General features: G+C 64.7%; 15 protein-coding genes. 4 read left to right on the top strand and 11 right to left on the bottom strand.

Annotated elements, in window-relative coordinates; genetic code table 11:
- Window positions 1–84 precede the first annotated feature (84 nt).
- Complete coding sequence (locus ACVIW0_RS22515; RefSeq protein ID WP_461354321.1) at window positions 85–3,081, bottom strand: DUF5801 repeats-in-toxin domain-containing protein; 2,997 nt, start codon at window positions 3,079–3,081, stop codon at window positions 85–87.
- A 628-nt stretch (window positions 3,082–3,709) separates the two neighbouring features.
- The gene (locus tag ACVIW0_RS22520; protein WP_461354322.1) at window positions 3,710–4,537 is read right to left on the bottom strand and encodes an SDR family NAD(P)-dependent oxidoreductase; all 828 of its coding nucleotides are present in this window, start codon (window positions 4,535–4,537) and stop codon (window positions 3,710–3,712) included.
- Between the two features lie 328 nt (window positions 4,538–4,865).
- Here ACVIW0_RS22520 and ACVIW0_RS22525 point away from each other — a divergent pair, with 328 nt between their 5' ends.
- Together ACVIW0_RS22525 and ACVIW0_RS22530 are read left to right on the top strand one after the other, a co-directional pair.
- Window positions 4,866–5,159, top strand: coding sequence for a hypothetical protein (locus tag ACVIW0_RS22525; protein ID WP_461354323.1), 294 nt, complete (start codon window positions 4,866–4,868; stop codon window positions 5,157–5,159).
- 178 nt (window positions 5,160–5,337) lie between these two features.
- The gene (locus ACVIW0_RS22530) at window positions 5,338–5,958 is read left to right on the top strand and encodes a TerC family protein (RefSeq protein ID WP_461354324.1); all 621 of its coding nucleotides are present in this window, start codon (window positions 5,338–5,340) and stop codon (window positions 5,956–5,958) included.
- Window positions 5,959–6,034: 76 nt separating this feature from the next.
- On the opposite strand, the gene ACVIW0_RS22535 is transcribed toward ACVIW0_RS22530, so the two are convergent.
- From ACVIW0_RS22535 to ACVIW0_RS22555, 5 genes are all read right to left on the bottom strand, one after another.
- Window positions 6,035–6,754: an RraA family protein gene (locus tag ACVIW0_RS22535; protein WP_461354325.1), complete on the bottom strand. Its 720-nt coding sequence runs from the start codon at window positions 6,752–6,754 to the stop codon at window positions 6,035–6,037.
- A gap of 337 nt (window positions 6,755–7,091) precedes the next feature.
- Window positions 7,092–8,423, bottom strand: coding sequence for an IS1182 family transposase (locus ACVIW0_RS22540; protein WP_461357395.1), 1,332 nt, complete (start codon window positions 8,421–8,423; stop codon window positions 7,092–7,094).
- Window positions 8,424–8,625: 202 nt separating this feature from the next.
- Entirely contained in the window at window positions 8,626–9,501 is an 876-nt protein-coding gene (gene pssA / locus ACVIW0_RS22545) for a CDP-diacylglycerol--serine O-phosphatidyltransferase (RefSeq protein ID WP_461354326.1), read from the bottom strand.
- Between the two features lie 78 nt (window positions 9,502–9,579).
- The gene (locus tag ACVIW0_RS22550; protein WP_461354327.1) at window positions 9,580–10,278 is read right to left on the bottom strand and encodes a phosphatidylserine decarboxylase; all 699 of its coding nucleotides are present in this window, start codon (window positions 10,276–10,278) and stop codon (window positions 9,580–9,582) included.
- 53 nt (window positions 10,279–10,331) lie between these two features.
- Window positions 10,332–12,299, bottom strand: coding sequence for an ABCB family ABC transporter ATP-binding protein/permease (locus ACVIW0_RS22555; RefSeq protein ID WP_461354328.1), 1,968 nt, complete (start codon window positions 12,297–12,299; stop codon window positions 10,332–10,334).
- A gap of 233 nt (window positions 12,300–12,532) precedes the next feature.
- Here ACVIW0_RS22555 and ACVIW0_RS22560 point away from each other — a divergent pair, with 233 nt between their 5' ends.
- The gene (locus ACVIW0_RS22560; RefSeq protein WP_461357396.1) at window positions 12,533–13,138 is read left to right on the top strand and encodes an LOG family protein; all 606 of its coding nucleotides are present in this window, start codon (window positions 12,533–12,535) and stop codon (window positions 13,136–13,138) included.
- Between the two features lie 174 nt (window positions 13,139–13,312).
- Here the strand turns inward: ACVIW0_RS22560 and ACVIW0_RS22565 are convergent, their stop codons facing one another.
- The 4 genes from ACVIW0_RS22565 to cysS form a co-directional block, all read right to left on the bottom strand.
- On the bottom strand, window positions 13,313–13,690 hold the full coding sequence (locus tag ACVIW0_RS22565; protein WP_461354329.1) for a VOC family protein: 378 nt from the start codon (window positions 13,688–13,690) through the stop codon (window positions 13,313–13,315).
- 129 nt (window positions 13,691–13,819) lie between these two features.
- Complete coding sequence (cimA, locus tag ACVIW0_RS22570) at window positions 13,820–15,418, bottom strand: citramalate synthase (protein ID WP_461354330.1); 1,599 nt, start codon at window positions 15,416–15,418, stop codon at window positions 13,820–13,822.
- Window positions 15,415–15,921, bottom strand: a complete 507-nt coding sequence (locus tag ACVIW0_RS22575; RefSeq protein ID WP_461354331.1) for a GNAT family N-acetyltransferase — start codon at window positions 15,919–15,921, stop codon at window positions 15,415–15,417. Before ACVIW0_RS22575 ends, cimA begins: the two co-directional genes overlap by 4 nt.
- The gene (gene cysS / locus ACVIW0_RS22580) at window positions 15,918–17,318 is read right to left on the bottom strand and encodes a cysteine--tRNA ligase (protein WP_461354332.1); all 1,401 of its coding nucleotides are present in this window, start codon (window positions 17,316–17,318) and stop codon (window positions 15,918–15,920) included. Before cysS ends, ACVIW0_RS22575 begins: the two co-directional genes overlap by 4 nt.
- Before the next feature lie 294 nt (window positions 17,319–17,612).
- Here cysS and ACVIW0_RS22585 point away from each other — a divergent pair, with 294 nt between their 5' ends.
- Window positions 17,613–17,936 (top strand): hypothetical protein, encoded by a 324-nt coding sequence (locus ACVIW0_RS22585; protein ID WP_461354333.1) that lies wholly within the window; start codon window positions 17,613–17,615, stop codon window positions 17,934–17,936.
- The last annotated feature ends 25 nt before the right edge of the window (window positions 17,937–17,961 follow it).

The following is a 17,961-nucleotide window of genomic DNA, read 5'->3' on the forward strand; positions in this document are numbered from 1 at the left end:
CCTGGCGGATTCCGAACTCGAGAGGCCTTGGCTCGGCGGCGCGGAGACGCATCCATGTCGGATGCGTCTCCGCGCGCGACGGAACTAGGCCAACGGCCAGTGGCTCACGGTCGTCGAATCCGGGTTGTCCACGAGCACGTTGAAGGTGGCCTTGGCCGTATCGCCATCGGCGTCGGTGTTGACGATCCGGAACTGGATGTCCTGATCGTTCACCGGGGCGGCCACCTGGGTGGTGAAGTTGATGATGCGGACACCCGCGTTGGTGTCGACCGGGGTGAAGTAGAACCGGATGTATCCGGTCGAGAATGTTTCTCCGGCGGCATCGTGATTGGTGCCGGGGACAATACTATTGCCCAAGTCCGCAACGGTGACGTGGACGTTGCCTTGCTTGAGACCGCTGATGGTTGGGTTCTCGTAGTCGATCAAATCGCCCGCGGAGTTGAACAGCCAATACTCCGCCTTGATGCTGGCGACGTTGCCGATTCCCGCCACGTCGAAGGCCAGATTCTTGAGGTTGAGGCCGCTCCCTTCATTGAAGAAGAAGCCCTCGTTCATGTTGATCTGCGACGCCTGCCCGTTCTTCACTCCGAACCCGATATTGTCGGGGTTGAGGTCGTCGGCCGGGTTCGAGTTGCCGAGATCCGCGGCCAGCAACTGGGCCTGCGTTTGAATTCCGAGGGCACCTGTATCGGCGGCGGGGAACAGGAGTCCGTTGAAGACGATGTGGTGGCCGCCGCTTGTGCTGACATTGAGCGTCTCGACCGGGCTCCCCGACTTGATGGCGCTGAAGTTGAGCGTCTCCGGTGGGTTGGCGATCGTCTGCAGCACTGTGAAGGTGTAGCCCGTGTCGGTTACGCTCAGTTGGTAGACACCGTTGCCGCCGGAATCCTTGTAGGTCAGGACTGTATGATCGGCGTTGTACGACTGTGTGAGCCCGGTGATGGCAGCGCCGGCATCGATCGTGACCTTGGCTCCGTCTGCGCCATCGGGTGAAGTAAACGAGTCCGATCCCAAGGAGCCGGCGGAGAACGCGACCGCCGGATGCTGGGCGTCCTGCCCGGAGAGGCTCTCCACCCCGCTGAGGCTCGGACCGTCGTCGAGGAGCAGGAACTTGTCTCCGATGTTGGCCGCCGCGGCGGCGCTCGTGTCACCGTCTTTGTCGGTGGCAGTGGCCGAGAGCGTGATCAGGTCCCCGGTCATGGTGGCGCTCGCTTCGGAACTGTCGCCGACCGCTCCACCAGTGCTGGTGGTGTCGGCGGTCGCCTCCTTGACGGCCCGAAATTCCGAGAACGTGACGGTTCCTGCCGAATCGACGTGAACACCGAAAACGAGATCACCGCCTGAGCTCGTCTTGCCGATAACATCTCCGATGACGATGTTGTGGCTGGCGTCGTTGGCGCTCGCAATACTGAGCAGAACAGCCTGTCCCGTCACGGAATCGACCAGTCCGGAATCGACGCCGGCGGACTTGACGCCGAGCGTGTAGCCGCCAACGGCTCCAGCCCCGTCAGCGCCGTAATGGGGTGTGAACAGGCCGCTGAAGCTGCCGGACGTGGTGGTGTTCGCTGCATTGGGGGTGGAGCCGGCCGCAACATAGCTCTCGTCGAGCTGCAGTGCGGTGGCGGTGCCGTTCGCCAGGATGCTTGGCCCGTCGTCCTCGAACAGCAGGTTGCCGCCGATGCCCGTATGCGCGCTGTCGCTCGTCGTGTTCGAGACGCTGAATGTGAAATTGCCGGCGTCGAAGCTGACATTGGATCCGCTTCCGCTGGTCGGTTGGGCGTTGCCGACCACGAAGCGATCCATGTGGCTGGATTCAGCGACCTGGAAGTCGACGGTGTAGTTCTTCTTCAGACCATCGATGAAGTACGATCCGTCGCCCGCAGCGGTGATGGTGATACCCGTCGTGACCAACTGGGTCTTCGCGAGGTCGGAATACACCTTGATCGTGTTGCCGAGGATCGGGACCAGCGTCTGGTCGTTGCCGGTCAAGCCGCCGCTGCCGATGCTGGCGGTCGAGACAAGATTGCCGCCCTGGAGATTACCTGTTTCGTTGAAGGCATATATGTGCACCTTGACGGTGGTGTTCGCGTTCCCGGGATTCACTTGGGTCACTGAAAAGCTCGCCTCCGTCACCGAGGCCACGTGCGACGTGTAGCTGAGCTTGGTCAGATCATGCACGTCTGGATTTGTCAGGGGGAAGTCGGGGTAGTTCACGTGATTGACGACATCTACGCGCACCGCCTCTCCGGGATTGAGCGCCTGCGAATTATTGCCGAGGCCCTGTGTGCTGACGGTCACCTTCGAGCCCGGCGCCAGGCCGGTGATGAGCATGTCGGGATCGCTGGTGTCCGTCCCGGCGGTCGCGGTCTGTTCGATCGCCGACCAGTCATCAGATCCGGACGGCACGTGGCTGAAATCGCCGAAGTTGACGGTCGTCGTCGTGGTGAAAAAGGCCTTCACATCGACGAGGCCGGAAAGGTCAAGCGTATCGGCGTCGTCGATCCCGCTGGTGTTGGTGTGCTTCAACGCCTCGTACTGGATGGTCCAGACGGTGCCGCCCGTCACGTTGCCGGAGGTGATGCTCTCGTCCAGCACGATCGCGAAGGCGACGGTGCCTGTGGAACTGGCTTGCCAGGTTAGGCCGCCGTCCGACGTTGTGCCCTCGCGCCCAAGCAGGATGTGGCTGTTGGAATCGGTGTAGAGGAAAATCTGTGCGCCATCGCCGGTGGCGAAAATCTGGGTCGCCGTGCCGTTGGCGATCGCTCCTCCCGAGGAGTTCGAGAACTGCAGGTCGGTGACGGTGGTCGTGCCGAGCTGGATAAAATCGGTGCCGGCACTACCGATCGTCCGCGCCGCAGCCTGCGGAAACACCACGCTCGTGTCACCCGACTCTTCGCCGGTGGAGCCAGCCGTAATGCCCAGACTGGTCTTGAGGGCTGCGCTCATGTTCGCAAGCAGGTAAGACCAGGCAACTTCGTTGTCGGGCCCCGCCAGCACGCCGGTGTCGTTGTCGGTGCCGCTGGTCTGCAAGCTAGCGGCTTCGTCGATGATGAGATTGCCGTTGATGGTCAGCACTGCCATGATTTCCTCCCTCGGAAAGGCGGGTTCGCCTTGCTCCTGCTCCGGCCCAAGCGGCAACGGCCCGGGCGCGCGATAGCCCCTGGTTTCAGGTCAACAAAACGCGTGCGTGCACTCGCCGGCGGCATCCGTCGCCGGAGGAGACGTCAGTTTCTGGCAGTCAATGCAACTGGGCGTAGCGAGAGCTTGCCTGCTACTTCGCGTACGCCCCCTCGACCCCGCCCGAACGATCAATCGCGGAGAGAAGTGTCTGCAAAAGGATGATCAAATGTCGTTGCATGCCATGCTCCCTCGATCTGCTGCAAACCGCTGCAACCCAAGTGGAGAAGCAAATAAACGCCGTCCAATGAATTTGAGGCCAAGCCTCCGAATGGAACTTTTCCAGTTAAGGAGCGAGGAAATTCAACGTAAATGGTAAAGAAGCAGTACCACTTATGAGGTGGGGCGCATCGCCACACATCAATTTTGATAGGACAATGACAATGTCGCCCTGCAGGTGTGCACGCGACGCGGGATGAATCCTTGCCAACAGCGTGCCGACAAGCCGGCGCGATGATCGCGCAGGCGTTGCGACGCGTGCAAGCGCTGTTCGAGGTGATCCGCGCCCAGGACGTCCCGGCGTCGCGCCGCGTCAGGTCGCCCGCAACCCCGTAAGCTTCAAACTCAACGCCTTGAGCCGCTTGCGCGCGTCGGCATCATAGGCCTGGGCATGGGCGCGGGCCTCGCGCTTGCCGTCGAAGAATAACCCGCTTTTGCCGGCGACGTCATCGTCCTGGACCAGACGCAGGATGGCGTCGCCGCCCTGCTCGACGGTCGAGATCGGCGTGGCACCAGAGGCCCGCACCATCGTGGTGTTCATGTAGGTCGCCGGGTGCAGCGAGTTGACGGTGACGCCGGAGCCTTCGAGCTCCGCGGCAAGATCGATCGTGAACATGATCTGCGACAGCTTGCTCTGCGCATAGGCGCGGGCGCCGCTGTAGTTCTTCGTGATCATCACGTCGTCGAAATCGATCGGATGCTGGCCGAGCGAGGCGACATTGACGATGCGCGCCGGAGCACTCTCCCTGATCCGCGGCAGCAAGAGATGCGCGAGCAGGAAGCCGGCGAGATAGTTGACCGCGAAGCGCAGCTCGTGGCCGTCCTTGCTGGTCTGCCGCGCCGGCCCCTCGTTTTGCGAGCCGATGCCGGCATTGCTGACGAACACATCGAGGCGCTCCTGGTCGTCGAGCACCAGCTGGGCGAACTCGCGGACCTCGGCGAGCGAGGACAGGTCGGCCTGGTAGAACATCGGCTCGCGGCCACTGACCCGCTTGATCTCGTCAGCGAGCGTCTGCGCCCGCTTGGTGTCGCGGCCGTGGATCAGGACCCGGGCGCCGCGAGATGCCAGCTTCGTCGCCACGTAGCGGCCGACGCCGTCGGTGGAACCGGTGATCAGCACCGTCTTGCCTGCCATGTTCATCGAAATAGCCTTTCGATCGTTCGCCCAGCGCTGCCAGCAAAGATAAATCCCCGCTGCGGACTTTGCCATGGCATGCCGCAGCACCATCCGGCCAGAACGGCGCCGAAATGGCCCGCCAACGCCCTTCCTTGATGGCCGCGAGGTGCACAATGTCGCGCGGCCTGCGGTCGCGCGGCGCAGCGCCGCGCGCCAAGGCAAGTGCATTCTGATAATCTCGGGATGAACGACAAGACTCCGATCGAAGGATCTGCATCGGCAGGGATTTGGAATGTCCTCGACCATTCCGGACAGGCTCTCGCGGAAGGCTCCCTCGCTGGAACCATTCGGCATGCTCCTGCTCTTCGCAGCGCTGACTGCGCTGCCGATTGTCCTGACGGTGCATCTGGTTGAGTTCGCACTCGTGCTGCCCGCGCTCAGCCTGCTGTTGTTCGCAGAGGCAGCCATCGCCGCACTTGCGGCGCGCGTGATCCACGTGCGTTCGAGCGTGGCGAACCTCACGCTGTGGGATTTTGCCGGTGCATTCACCTTCATGGGATGCGCCGCGGCGATCCTCGGCGAGCCGGATCAGGCGGCGCTGTTCTTCGAGGAAGAAGCAGCAATGCGTCCGGTGACACGACCGTAATCCCAGGCCGGGCCCCTCTGGCAGCCACAAGCTGCGATGTCGGACTGGAACTCAGTTGGAGTGGCCCCTGCCTCGACCCGCGATGTGACAACGTCGCGGCGGATATGCCGTCGGTGTGATGGCGACAGCCGATTTCGTCGAGACGGTCCACTCCCCGACCTCAAGGGGAATACGACTTATGTCCGAACTGTTCTCACTCGACGCCCTCAGCGCACTGCTGCAAGTCGTCGTCATCGACCTCGTGCTGGCCGGCGACAACGCCGTCGTGATCGGCCTCGCCGCGGCCGGCCTGCCGGCGCAGCAACGCGGCAAGGCGATCCTGATCGGCATCGGCGCCGCGACCTTGCTGCGCATCCTGTTCGCGCTCGTCACCACGCAATTGATGCAGATCGTCGGCCTGCTGCTGGCCGGCGGCATCCTGCTGCTCTGGGTGTGCTGGAAGATGTGGCGCGAGCTGCGCGCCAGCGGGCACGAGACCACGGCCGGGCATGCCGCCGACGGCGCAGCGGTGCCGCGCAAGACGTTGTGGCAGGCCACCACCCAGATCATCGTTGCCGACGTCTCGATGTCGCTCGATAATGTGCTGGCGGTCGCGGGCGCGGCGCGCGAGCAGCCGATCGTGCTGGTGTTCGGGCTGGCGCTCTCGATCGCGATGATGGGCGCCGCCGCCAGCTTCATCGCGCGGCTGTTGCAGAACCATCGCTGGATCGCCTATGTCGGCCTCGCGGTGATCCTCTATGTCGCGATCGACATGACCATTCGCGGTGCGAACGAGATCGTCAAGGTCGCGCCTACCTGATCGCAAGTGGGCAGTGGCGGACGTTCACCTCTCCCTTGGGAGAGGTGATCGGGAGACCGCGGTGGAGACTCAGCGCCTAGTGGATTTCCGCCGAGCGCTTCAGCGCGTCCTTCAGCTTCTCGAGCGAAAAGTCCTTGCTGCGCGCGATGTCGAGGATCGGAGTCTCGCGGCGGCCGCAGAGCTCGGCGGCCTCCGGCAGCTTGGCCGCGACCTCGTAGGGGATCACGATCGCGCCGTGGCTGTCGGCGTGGATCAGGTCGTCGGAGCGCACCGTCATGCCGGCGACGCGGACCTCGCCGCCGAAGCTTTCGGCATGGACCCAGGCGTGCGACGGGCCGATCGAGCCGGCCAGCGCCTGGAAGCCCGGCGCCCATTGCGGGATGTCGCGGATCGAGCCGTCGGTGATGACGCCGAGGCAGCCGAGCGCCTTGTGCACGGCGCTCTGCACCTCGCCCCAGAATGCGCCGTAGCCGACGTCGGGCCCGTCGATGTCCTGGATCACGGAGATGCGCGGACCGAAGCCGGTGCCGACATATTCGTAGTATTCGATGCGGCGCTTCGACTGCTCCTCGGCCGAGAGGCCGGATTTCAGCACCGAGCGGATCGCAACCGTGCGCGCATAGCCGACGATCGGCGGCAGCGTCGGGAACGGGCAGACCAGCGGCTTTACGGTGTAGCCGATCAGACGGCGCTCAGGTGCCACGATCTCCATCGCGTTGCAGATCGTCGGCGTGTCATAGCGCCCCAACGCCTCGAGGACGGAAGCAGGCAGCGGGGCGGAAGCGGATGTCGTCACGGCGTTTCTCTCCTGTTTTTTGGCGTTCAGATCATGATGCGTTTCCACGGAAACGCATCATGATCTCATCTCTTCGTTTTGAGCATGATCTTTTCGGAAAACCGGTCTCCACTTTTCCGGATCATGCTCTAGCTGGCCGTCTCAGCCTATAGCCGAGATCAGCGGCGAACCCAACCGAACCACGCTCATGGCTGATATTTGGGAAGTGCTTTGTCGCCACAACTCCATCACCGTCACCCTGAGAGCTTGTGATGGATTCGGCTCCTGCGGAGTTTTTGGCGGCTGTTCGTCGCAGCAATTGGCAGGTTTGAGTTCGAGTTCGGCGATGACCTCTCGTTTAGGCCCTGGAGAGGCGGTTGCCTTGCAGGATGTTGTTGACGAGGGCGTACCAGAACACGACGGCACGGACCTTCTCGATGCCGCGCACGGTCAATTGCCGCAGGTTCCAGTTGCGCCAGCGGGCATGGATGCATTCGCAAATCGAACGGGGCTTGTACCGGGCCTTGCCCGCTTCGCTCTCCATTCGCGCGCGCCAGGCCAACACCCCTGGGCCGTCGCCGCGCCGAGGCCGGTATGGGTCGGTGCCATGCTTGGATTGCGTGGGCGGACAAAAGATATCGATGCCCTCGGCATGCGCCCATTCAATGTCCTCGGCGCTGCCAAAGCCGCCATCGACGAGATGGTTTTTGGGCAACCCTCCGGGCCGCGCACGCTGCCGCTCCAGCATCGGGCGCATCAGCCCGCGATCGGACCCGGTGTTGCGGACCTCGACGTCGACGACGATTGGCTGACCGGCCGCACTCGTCACCTGCACGTTGTAGGCCGGGCGGAAGCCGCCGTGCGCCATCTTCATGATCCGTGCATCGGCGTCCGTCGTGGACGCGCGCGGCTCCTTCGGCTTCTTGCCGTTACCGCGCTTGTCTTCGCGCTCCTTGCGCTGCTGCTTGATCTCGGCGAGCGCCGTCTGCGGCGCCTTCACCCGCGCGCTGCGTTCCCGCGCGGCGCGCTCCTTGGCTGCCCGGGCACGCTGATTGCTGGCGTCCGAGCGGGTGTCGACCTCGCGCTTGAGGTCTTCCACCACGGCCTCAGCCTGCGCCAAATGCTTGTCCAGTGTCGCCTCGCGCCGGAACGAGGCCGCCCCGGCGCTGGCTCGGACCCGCACGCCATCCTGCGCCAAGGTCTCCAGATCGACGAGACCGGCCTTTGCCAACGCTGCCAGATGCTCCCTGAGCAGTCGGTCAAGCAGATCGGCATTGCCGACCCGGAAGTCCGCCAGCAGGTGATAGTTCACCGACACCCCGCCGCACAGCCAGCGATAGGCATCGTGGCTCTCGCACAGCCGCTCCAACGCCCGCGCGCTGCCAACGCCCTCGCTGGTGGCATAGAGCCACAGCGCCAGCAAAAGCCGGGGCGATGTCGCGGGGTGACCGGGACGATCGCCGCGAGCCTTGATCCGGTTCTCCAACTCACTCAGATCAAGCTCTTCGACATAGGACCAGATCAGTCGCACTGGATGGTCTTCCCCGATCAGGCTCTCAATATCAACCGCTCGCAGCGCAATCTGGTCGCGCTGTGGCTCACGCAGCCGCGGAGCGCCGGGCAAGCCCGCTTCGGCTTGTGGCTTCGCCTGCTCCGGCAGGTCTCCAAACAACTCATCGGCAGCCAACATCACCTCCCGCGAATCCATCATCGCCAGAGGATCACACCGCGCCTGCTTTCGGCTATAATGCTCGCTGAAACGCCCAAAAAAATCACACCCTCTGAGGAGCGCGCCTTTGCGCGCGTCTCGAAGGGTCGACGGCCGCCAGCCGGGCCGTGCATCCTTCGAGACGCGCTGCGCGCTCCTCAGGATGACGGATCAGGCTGTGCGCTCAATGCAGATGCGTCGGACGATCGTCGTGGTCACTCTCTGTGACCGGCGCCGTGTAAGGAGCAGCAGCTTGCGCCGCAGGCGCGCTCGCACCCTGCGTCTGCGCGGCAAGCTGGCGCTCCTGGTCGCGGTAGGACTTCCAGCCCCAGGGCAGGCTGATCAAATAGGCCAGCGAGCCGGCCGAGAGGATGTGCCAGGGGTAACCGATCAGCAGCGCGACGAAGAACACCACCGCCACGAACACCGGCAGCACCATCTCGGGCGGCACGCGCATCTTCACGGTCTTGCCTGAAAATACCGGCAGCCGCGACACCATCAGGAAGGCGATCAAGAGCGTGTAGAACGCGGTCAAGGTCGCCGGCGGCATCGGCACGCCGAGGAAGGCGAGATAGATCGGCAGCAGCACGGTGATCGCGCCGGCCGGCGCCGGCACGCCGGTGAAATAATTGGCGGCGAAGGCCGGCTTGTTCGGATCGTCGATCGAGGCATTGAAGCGCGCCAGCCGCAGGCCGCCGGAGATCGCAAACACCATCGCGGCGATCCAGCCGCCGTTGTTCAGTTCATGCAGCTGCCAGAAATACAGGATCAGGCCGGGCGCGACGCCGAAATTGACGAAGTCGGCGAGGCTGTCGAGCTCGGCGCCGAATTTCGACTGGCCCTTGATCATGCGGGCGACGCGGCCGTCGATGCCGTCGAGGATCGCCGCGAACACGATGGCGGCGACCGCAAGCTCCATCCGCCCTTCAGTCGACAGCCGGATCGCGGTGAGGCCGGCGCAGATCGCCAGCAGCGTGATCATGTTCGGCACGAGCATCCGCACCGGGATCGGGCGGAACCGGCGGCGGCGCAACTCGATGGAGTTGGGGTCTGATGGCATCATGGCCAGCAATATAGCAAGCGCCGCCCCGCTTCGCCATCGGAGCCGGAACCGGCTGATCGACCGGCTAAAACAGCGTTAATCGGCGCGATAGGTGCGGCCCGGATCGGCGCCGCGGAAATCCGCCAGGATGGTCTCGCCGGCAACCGCGGTCTGGCCTTCGGAGACCAGCGCCTTGGTGCCCTCCGGCAGGTAGACGTCGAGCCGCGAGCCGAAGCGGATCAGGCCAAAACGCTCGCCGGCGCCGATCGACTGGCCTTCCTTGACGAAGCAGACGATGCGGCGCGCCACCAGGCCCGCGATCTGGACCACGCCGATCTGCCCGTTGGAGCTCGATATGACCAGCGAATTGCGCTCATTGTCCTCGCTCGCCTTGTCGAGCTCGGCATTGATGAAGGCGCCGGGCCGGTAGGCGATGCGGTCGATGCGGCCGGCCACCGGGCTGCGGTTCACGTGGCAGTTGAACACGCTCATGAACACCGAGACCCGCGGCAGCGGCTTGTCGCCGAGGCCGAGCTCGGCCGGCGGCAGCGCCTGCACCACCATGGAGACGCGGCCATCGGCCGGCGACACCACGATGCCGTCGCGCAGCGGCGTCACCCGGACGGGATCGCGGAAGAACAGCGCGCACCAGATCGTGAGCAGCGTCCCTATCCAGCCCAGCGGGGTCCAGATCCAGAACAGGATCAGGCTCGCCAGCGCGAAGCCGCCGATGAAGGGATAGCCCTCCGGGTGGATCGGCGGGATCTGCGCGCGGACGGAATTGGCGATCGACATCAGGACTCGCTTGCGTTTCCCCGCCCCGTTTGGCGGGAGAGGCCCTAAATCGACTATTCCGCGGCGGTCGGCAAGGGCTTCTCACCTGCGTCGGTGGTGGAATCCTCCGACGATTCGGTGACGGCCGGCGGCAGGCGATTCGGTGCCGTGCCGTCGTCGCCGACCTGGGCGAGCCGTTCGCGAGCCTCCTCGGCCTCTCGCTGCCGGTTCCACATGCTGGCGTAGAGCCCGTCGGCGGCCAACAGCCGCGCGTGGGTGCCGCGCTCGGCGATCCGGCCCTGGTCCAGCACGATGATCTCGTCGGCGCCGACGATGGTCGACAGCCGGTGCGCGATCACCAGCGACGTGCGGTTGCGCGACACGCGCTCCAGCGCGCCCTGGATCTCGTGCTCGGTGTGGCTGTCGAGCGCCGAGGTCGCCTCGTCCAGCACCAGGATCGGTGGCGCCTTCAAGACCGTGCGCGCGATCGCGACGCGCTGCTTCTCGCCGCCGGAAAGTTTCAGGCCGCGCTCGCCGACCTGGGTGTCGTAGCCCTGCGGCGACATCCGTATGAAACCGTCAATCTGCGCCAGCCGCGCAGCCTCCTCGACCTCGTCGTCGCCGGCATCCCAGCGGCCGTAGCGGATGTTGTAGCGGATGGTGTCGTTGAACAGCACGGTGTCCTGCGGCACCATGCCGATCGCCTGCCGCAGCGAGGCCTGGGTCACGGTCTTGATGTCCTGGCCGTCGATCAGGATGCGGCCGCTCGAGACGTCGTAGAGGCGGAATAACAGCCGCGAGATCGTCGACTTGCCGGCGCCGGACGGACCGACGATCGCGACCGTCTTGCCGGCCGGCACCTCGAAGCTCAGCCCTTTCAGGATCGTCCGATCAGGCTCGTAGCCGAAGCGGACATCCTCGAAGCGCACGCTGCCTGCGGACACCGCGAGCGGCTTGGCGCCCGGCATGTCCTTCACCTCGGGATCACGCGCCAGCACGTCGAACATCTTCTCGATGTCGATGATCGCCTGCTTGATCTCGCGATAGACCATGCCCATGAAGTTCAGCGGCTGGTACAGCTGGATCATCATCGAATTGATCAGCACGAAATCGCCGACGGTGTGGGTGCCGTTGCGGATGCCGAACGCGCACATCAGCATGGTCGCGGTCAGGCCGGCGGTGAAAATGATCGCCTGCCCGGTGTTGAGCACCGCAAGCGAGGTATAGGTCTTCACGCTGGCCTGCTCGTAGCGCTCCATCGAGCGGTCATAGCGCCGCGCCTCGCGCTCCTCGGCGCCGAAATATTTCACGGTCTCGTAGTTGAGCAGCGAGTCGATCGCCTTGGTGTTCGCCTCGGTGTCGGAATCGTTCATCTTGCGGCGGATCTCGATTCGCCACTCGGTCGCGATGTAGGTGTAGTACATGAACACGACGACGGTGATCAGCACCGCGAGCACGTAGCGCCAGTCGAACTGCCACAGCAGCACGCCCGCCAGCAGCGTCACCTCGACGATGGTCGGGATCAACTGCAGGATCACCATCCGCACGATGGTCTCGATCCCGGAGCGGCCGCGCTCCAGCACGCGGGTCAGGCCGCCGGTCTTGCGCTCGAGATGGAAGCGCAGCGACAGCTCGTGCATGTGCACGAAGGTGATGTAGGCGAGCCGCCGCACCGCATGCATCGCGACGCGGGCGAAGATGCCGTCGCGCCACTGCGTCAGCACCGCCATGATGATGCGCACCGCGCCGTAGCTGACCGTCATCAGCACCGGCGAGGCGATCAGCCAGACCATCCAGTCCGAGGCCGCGACCGGCGCCGAGCCCGTGCCGTTCAGCGCGTCGATCGCCCATTTGAAGGTGAACGGCACCGACAGCGTCGCCAGCTTGGCGAACAGCAGCAGCACCACCGACCAGATCACGCGCATCTTCAGATCGGCGCGATCGCCCGGCCAGATATAGGGCCAGAGATGAATGAGAGTGCCGAGCAGCGTGGCCTTCTCGGCGGCCGGTGTCGTGGCCGTGCGCCGATCGGCAGCGGTCATTGTCGGTTGCGGCGGCACCATCAGGAGCCCGCTCTCGCCGTCATGGCGCGGCGGTCCGCTGCCACATCATTTCCACGATTTGCCATTGTGCCCGTCATATAGATCGTTTGAACGCGGCGTACAGGCTTATGACGAAAATTGTTCCCGATTCGCCGGAATTTACGAGATTTTTGGCCCTCAATCCCTATATCCAACTATTGACCCTGTTTACGCTGCAGTGCGACAAGGATCGTATGAACCAAATCAAGACTGTCTGTGTTTATTGCGGCTCCGGCGCCGGTAACAATCCCCGCTTTGTTGACGCTGCCGTCGCGCTCGGCAAGAGCCTCGCCGAGAACAACGTGCGCCTGGTGTATGGTGGCGGCTCGGTCGGCCTGATGGGCGCGGTCGCCAAATCCACGCTCGATCACGGCGGCTCGGTGACCGGCATCATTCCCGAATTCCTGCGCGCGCGCGAGAATGCGCTGACTTCGATTCAGGAGATGATCGTCACACCCGACATGCATGAGCGCAAGCGGCTGATGTTCGAGCGCTCGGATGCATTCGTCGCGCTGCCCGGCGGCATCGGCACGCTGGAGGAACTGGTCGAGCAATTGACCTGGCAGCAGCTTGGGCGTCACTCCAAGCCGATCCTGCTCGCCAACATCGACAATTTCTGGGAGCCCCTGCTCTCGTTGTTGAGCCACATGCGCACGACCGAGTTCATTCGGGCGACGCTGCCGATCAACGTGCTGATGGCCGACCGCGTCGATGAGATTTTGCCGCGGCTGCGTTCGGCCGTCGCCGGCAAGCCGGAGGCCGCGAAGGAACTCGCGCCCGAAGTGGCGCGGCGGCTGTAGAGGAGAATGCTCCAGCGACCTCGCCGGCTTGCACCAGCCTTATTCCCGTCATCCTGAGGAGCGCGGCACGCGCGTCTCGAAGGATGCACGGCCCGGCCGGTGGCCGATTCATCCTTCGAGGCTCGCTCCGCTCGCGCCTCAGGATGACGGTCTAAGATACGTCCTCGCCCAACATCACTCGCTCGGGAACGTCACGGTCTCGATGCGGTTGCCGTCGGGGTCGAGGACGAAGGCCGCATAGTAGCGCACACGATCGTGCGGGCGCAGGCCCGGGGGACCATCGGACAGGCCGCCCGAAGCCAGCGCGGCGGCGTGGAAGGCGTCGACCTCGGCGGTGGTCCTGGCGCGCAGGCAGATGTGGGTGCCGCTCTCATGCGGGACGGACGCCATCGCGGCGCGCAGATTGATCCAGAATTCGGGATAGGCCTTGCCGAAGCCGATCGTCGCCGGCCGCGTGACCAGGCGGCTCAGGCCAAGCGCGGCCAGCGTCGGCTCATAGAACCGCGCGGCGCGTTCGAGATCGCGGACGCCGACGGAGACGTGGTCGATCATGTCTGTCCTCCCCGCTGTCATTCCGCGATGGTCCGAAGGACCAGACCCGGAATCTCGAGATTCTCGGTGCGCAATTGCGCACCTGAGGGTTCGCTGCTTCGCATCGCCCCGGAATGACGGCTCAATCACTCACGCCTGCGCGCCCGACTTCACCAGCTTGTAGAATACCGAATCCATCAGCGCCTGGAACGAGGCATCGATGATGTTGGGCGACACGCCGACCGTGGTCCAGCTCTCGCCGGTCTCATCCTCGCTTTCGATCAGCACGCGGGTGACCGCCTCGGTGCCGCCATTGAGGATACGCACGCGGTAGTCGATCAGCTTCAACCCGTCGATGTATTTCTGGTACTTGCCGAGGTCCTTGCGCAGCGCGACGTCGAGCGCGTTGACCGGGCCGTTGCCTTCGGCGGCCGAGATCAGATGCTCGCCGTCGACATCGACCTTCACCACCGCGAGCGCCACGGTGACGCGCTGGCCGTTGGCGTTGTAGCGCTGCTCGACATTGACGTCGAACTGCTCGACCTTGAAATATTCCGGCACCTTGCCGAGGGTGCGGCGCGCCAGCAGATCGAACGAGGCGTTGGCGGATTCATAGGCGAAGCCCGCCGCCTCGCGCTCCTTCAATTCCTCGACCAGGCGCGTCAGCCGCGGGTCGCTCTTGTCATAGGCGATGCCGGCGCGGTCGAGCTCGGCCATCACATTGGAGCGGCCGGCCTGATCGGAGACCAGCACCTTGCGGTGGTTGCCGACCAGTTCCGGCAGCACGTGCTCATAGGTCTGCGGATCCTTCATCACGGCAGAGGCATGGATACCGGTCTTGGTGACGAAGGCGCTCTCGCCGACATAGGCCGCATGGCGGTTCGGCGCGCGGTTCAGCATGTCGTCGAGCGTGCGCGACACTTTCATCAGCGTCGCCAGCTTCTCGGTGGTGACGCCGATCTCGAATCTGTCGGCAAACTCCTGCTTCAGCTTCAGGGTCGGGATCAGCGAGCAGAGATTGGCGTTGCCGCAGCGCTCGCCGAGACCGTTCAGCGTGCCCTGGATCTGCCGCACGCCGGCGCGCACCGCGGCGAGCGAATTGGCCACCGCCTGCTCGGTGTCGTTATGGGCGTGGATGCCGAGATGGGCGCCGGGCACGTGCTTGATGACATCGGCGACGATGGTCTCGATCTCATGCGGCATGGTGCCGCCATTGGTGTCGCACAGCACCACCCAGCGCGCACCGGCCTCATAGGCCGCGCCGGCGCAGGCGAGCGCGTAGTCGCGGTTCTCCTTGTAGCCGTCGAAGAAATGCTCGCAGTCGACCATCACCTCGCGGCCGAGCGCCTTGGCGGCGGCGACGCTGTCGCGGATCGAAGCGAGGTTCTCCTCGTTGGTGGTCTCGAGCGCGACCCGGACCTGGTACGCCGACGACTTGGCGACGAAGCAGATTGCGTCGGCCTTGGCCTCGAGGATGCCGGCGAGCCCCGGATCGTTCGAGGCCGAACGGCCCGGCCGCCGCGTCATGCCGAACGCGGTGAAGCGCGCATGGTCGAACGCGGGCTTCCTGCTGAAGAACTCGGTGTCGATCGGATTGGCGCCGGGATAGCCGCCCTCGACATAGTCGATGCCGAGCGCGTCGAGCATGCCCGCGATCACCTGCTTGTCCTGCAAGGTAAAGTCGACGCCATTGGTCTGCGCGCCGTCGCGCAGCGTGGTGTCGAACAGATAGAGGCGCTCGCGGCTCACGCGTGGCCTCCCGGCGTAGCGACACCGTCGAGCTGCTTCTGCATCGTGGTGTTGGCGAGCCATTCGTCGCCGATGGTGATCGAATTGCGCTGCTGCGCGGCGTAGCCGCGCTTGCGGAAGAATTCGAGCGCGGTGTCGCTGGCATCGACCTTCAGGGTCTTGGTGCCGCGGGCGCTCGCGATCTTCTCCAGCGCGTCGCACAGCGCGCTGCCTGCGCCCTGCCCGACTGCGCTCGGATGCACGTAGAGCATGTCGATGTGGTCGGCGCCCTTCAGCGAGGCGAAGCCGACCGGCGCGCCCTGCAAGGTCGCGATCAGCGTCAGTTGCCCGGCGAGCTTCTGGCCGAACGCTGCCTCGTCATCGGCCGCCGCCGCCCAGGCTTCCTGCTGCGCCTCGCTGTAGTCGTCACCGGTCAGATCCATGATCGAGGCCGCGAAGATCGCCGCCAGCAACGGCGCATCGTCGGGCAGATACGGGCGCAATGCGGGTGCAGAACGGCTCATCGCGCGACCTCCCAGGTGGTGCCTGCCTTGGAGTCCTTGATCACCACGCCCATCGCGGCGAGCTGATCGCGGATCCGGTCGGACTCCTTGAAGTCCTTGCGCGCCCGCGCCGCGGCGCGCTCGGCGATCAGCGCCTCGACGGCGGCGGCATCGACGCCGCTCGCCTGCTGCTTGCGTGCCTCCCACGCAGCCGCGCTCTCCGACAGGAAACCGAGCAGCCGCAGCGAGCCGGCAAATTCCTTGCGGCTCTTTTCGTTGCTTGCAGCAGCACTGCGCAGGCCGTGCAGAACCGCCATCGCCTGCGCCGTGTTGAGGTCGTCGTAAAGCGCCTCGACCATGGCCTGCGACGGCGCGCCGGGCTCGGCATCGGCCGCGACCGCGTACCAATCGTCGAGCGTCTTCGCGCTCTCTTCGGCGCTCTTCAGCGTCCAGTCGAGCGGTGAGCGATAGTGCGTCTTGAGCATCGCAAGCCGCAGCACCTCGCCGGGCCAATCCGCCAGGAGATCGCGGATCGTGAAGAAGTTGCCGAGCGACTTCGACATCTTCTCGCTTTCGATCTGCAGGAAGCCGTTGTGCATCCAGACATTGGCCATGCGGTCGGAATGGAACGCGCAGCAGGTCTGCGCGAGCTCGTTCTCATGGTGCGGGAACACCAGGTCGATGCCGCCGCCATGGATGTCGAACTTCTCGCCGAGATGCTTCCAGGCCATCGCCGAGCACTCGATGTGCCAGCCGGGCCGACCCTCGACCGCAATGCCGGCCGGCGACGGCCAGGACGGCTCGCCCGGCTTCGACGGTTTCCATAGCACGAAGTCGGTGTTGTCGCGCTTATAGGGCGCGACATCGACGCGGGCGCCGGCGATCATCTCGTCGAGCGAGCGCTTCGACAATGCGCCATAGCGCGGCAGCACGGAGTTGGCCGCGTTCATCGCCTGCGGCGAGAACAGCACGTGATCCTCGGCGACATAGGCAAAGCCGCCGGCGATCAGCCTCTCGATGATTATGCGCATTTCCGGGATGTGCTCGGTGGCGCGCGGCTGCACGGTCGGGGCCAAGCAGCCCAGCGCGGTGACGTCGTCCTGGTACTGCTGATAGGTCAGCTCGGTGACCTTGCGGATCGCCTCGTTCAGCGGCACGCCTGGAAAGTCGCGCGCGGCGCGCTCGTTGATCTTGTCGTCGACGTCGGTGATGTTGCGGACATAGGTCACGTGATCGGCGCCATAGCGATGGCGCAGCACGCGGAACAGCACGTCGAAGACAATGGCGGCGCGGCCGTTGCCGATATGGGCGAAGTCGTAGACCGTCGGTCCGCAGGCATATATGCGGACGTTGTTGGCATCGAGCGGCACAAACGGCCGCTTCTCCCGGGTCAACGTATCGTAGAGGCGCAAATCCATGGATCACCGTCCCTTGCGGCCGGGCGTCCAGTGATTCTCAGGCGATTGAGAAAAGACGGCCTCAGCCAGCGAATCGCTAGCTCATAATCTCGCGGCAAATGCTGCAGATGGCGAGGTGGCCGTTCATGGTTCCTCCTGTCTCACGGCCCCTTTATCGCGTCAAGGGGCTGGTTTCGGGCGTTTTGCAGCCCGCCGCGCAGCATAATCGCGCCACCGTCCTCATGGTTAATCATTATTAAGCATTTGGGCGTACCGGAGGGGGCAGCGGATTCCCCGCCATTTCACTGGTGCACCATGCGGCCGATTTCAGCATTGATTGCCTGCACGCTCTTCGTCGTCCCGTCCTTCCTTGCCGCCTCGGCCGCGCTGGCCGACAGCCGCGTCTTCATCGTCGCCAACCAGGCCGACGGCTACGGCATCGATCAGTGCCTGGCCCGCGGCGACCGCTGCGGTGCCTCCGCCGCTCGCGCCTATTGCCGCTCACGCGATTTTGCGCTGGCCACCAATTACCGCCGCATCGATCCCGACGAGATCACGGGCGCGGTTCCGCACGCCGCAAACGAGAAATGCAGCGGCAATGCGTGCGGCGAATACGTCGCCATCACCTGCCAGCGCTAAGCCAAGCCGCTGGATAAACGGGGTT

The sequence above is a fragment of the Bradyrhizobium sp. USDA 4454 genome (assembly GCF_054822705.1).

Excerpts from the sequence above, each read along its gene's own strand:
- ACVIW0_RS22520 (WP_461354322.1), bottom strand. The coding sequence starts at position 4,537 with ATGAACATGGCAGGCAAGACGGTGCTGATCACCGGTTCCACCGACGGC.
- ACVIW0_RS22555 (WP_461354328.1), bottom strand. The coding sequence starts at position 12,299 with ATGACCGCTGCCGATCGGCGCACGGCCACGACACCGGCCGCCGAGAAG.
- cysS (WP_461354332.1), bottom strand. The coding sequence starts at position 17,318 with ATGGATTTGCGCCTCTACGATACGTTGACCCGGGAGAAGCGGCCGTTT.
- ACVIW0_RS22525 (WP_461354323.1), top strand. The coding sequence starts at position 4,866 with ATGCTCCTGCTCTTCGCAGCGCTGACTGCGCTGCCGATTGTCCTGACG.
- ACVIW0_RS22540 (WP_461357395.1), bottom strand. The coding sequence starts at position 8,423 with ATGTTGGCTGCCGATGAGTTGTTTGGAGACCTGCCGGAGCAGGCGAAG.
- ACVIW0_RS22585 (WP_461354333.1), top strand. The coding sequence starts at position 17,613 with ATGCGGCCGATTTCAGCATTGATTGCCTGCACGCTCTTCGTCGTCCCG.
- ACVIW0_RS22575 (WP_461354331.1), bottom strand. The coding sequence starts at position 15,921 with ATGAGCCGTTCTGCACCCGCATTGCGCCCGTATCTGCCCGACGATGCG.
- ACVIW0_RS22530 (WP_461354324.1), top strand. The coding sequence starts at position 5,338 with ATGTCCGAACTGTTCTCACTCGACGCCCTCAGCGCACTGCTGCAAGTC.
- ACVIW0_RS22560 (WP_461357396.1), top strand. The coding sequence starts at position 12,533 with ATGAACCAAATCAAGACTGTCTGTGTTTATTGCGGCTCCGGCGCCGGT.
- ACVIW0_RS22550 (WP_461354327.1), bottom strand. The coding sequence starts at position 10,278 with ATGTCGATCGCCAATTCCGTCCGCGCGCAGATCCCGCCGATCCACCCG.
- ACVIW0_RS22515 (WP_461354321.1), bottom strand. The coding sequence starts at position 3,081 with ATGGCAGTGCTGACCATCAACGGCAATCTCATCATCGACGAAGCCGCT.
- pssA (WP_461354326.1), bottom strand. The coding sequence starts at position 9,501 with ATGCCATCAGACCCCAACTCCATCGAGTTGCGCCGCCGCCGGTTCCGC.
- ACVIW0_RS22565 (WP_461354329.1), bottom strand. The coding sequence starts at position 13,690 with ATGATCGACCACGTCTCCGTCGGCGTCCGCGATCTCGAACGCGCCGCG.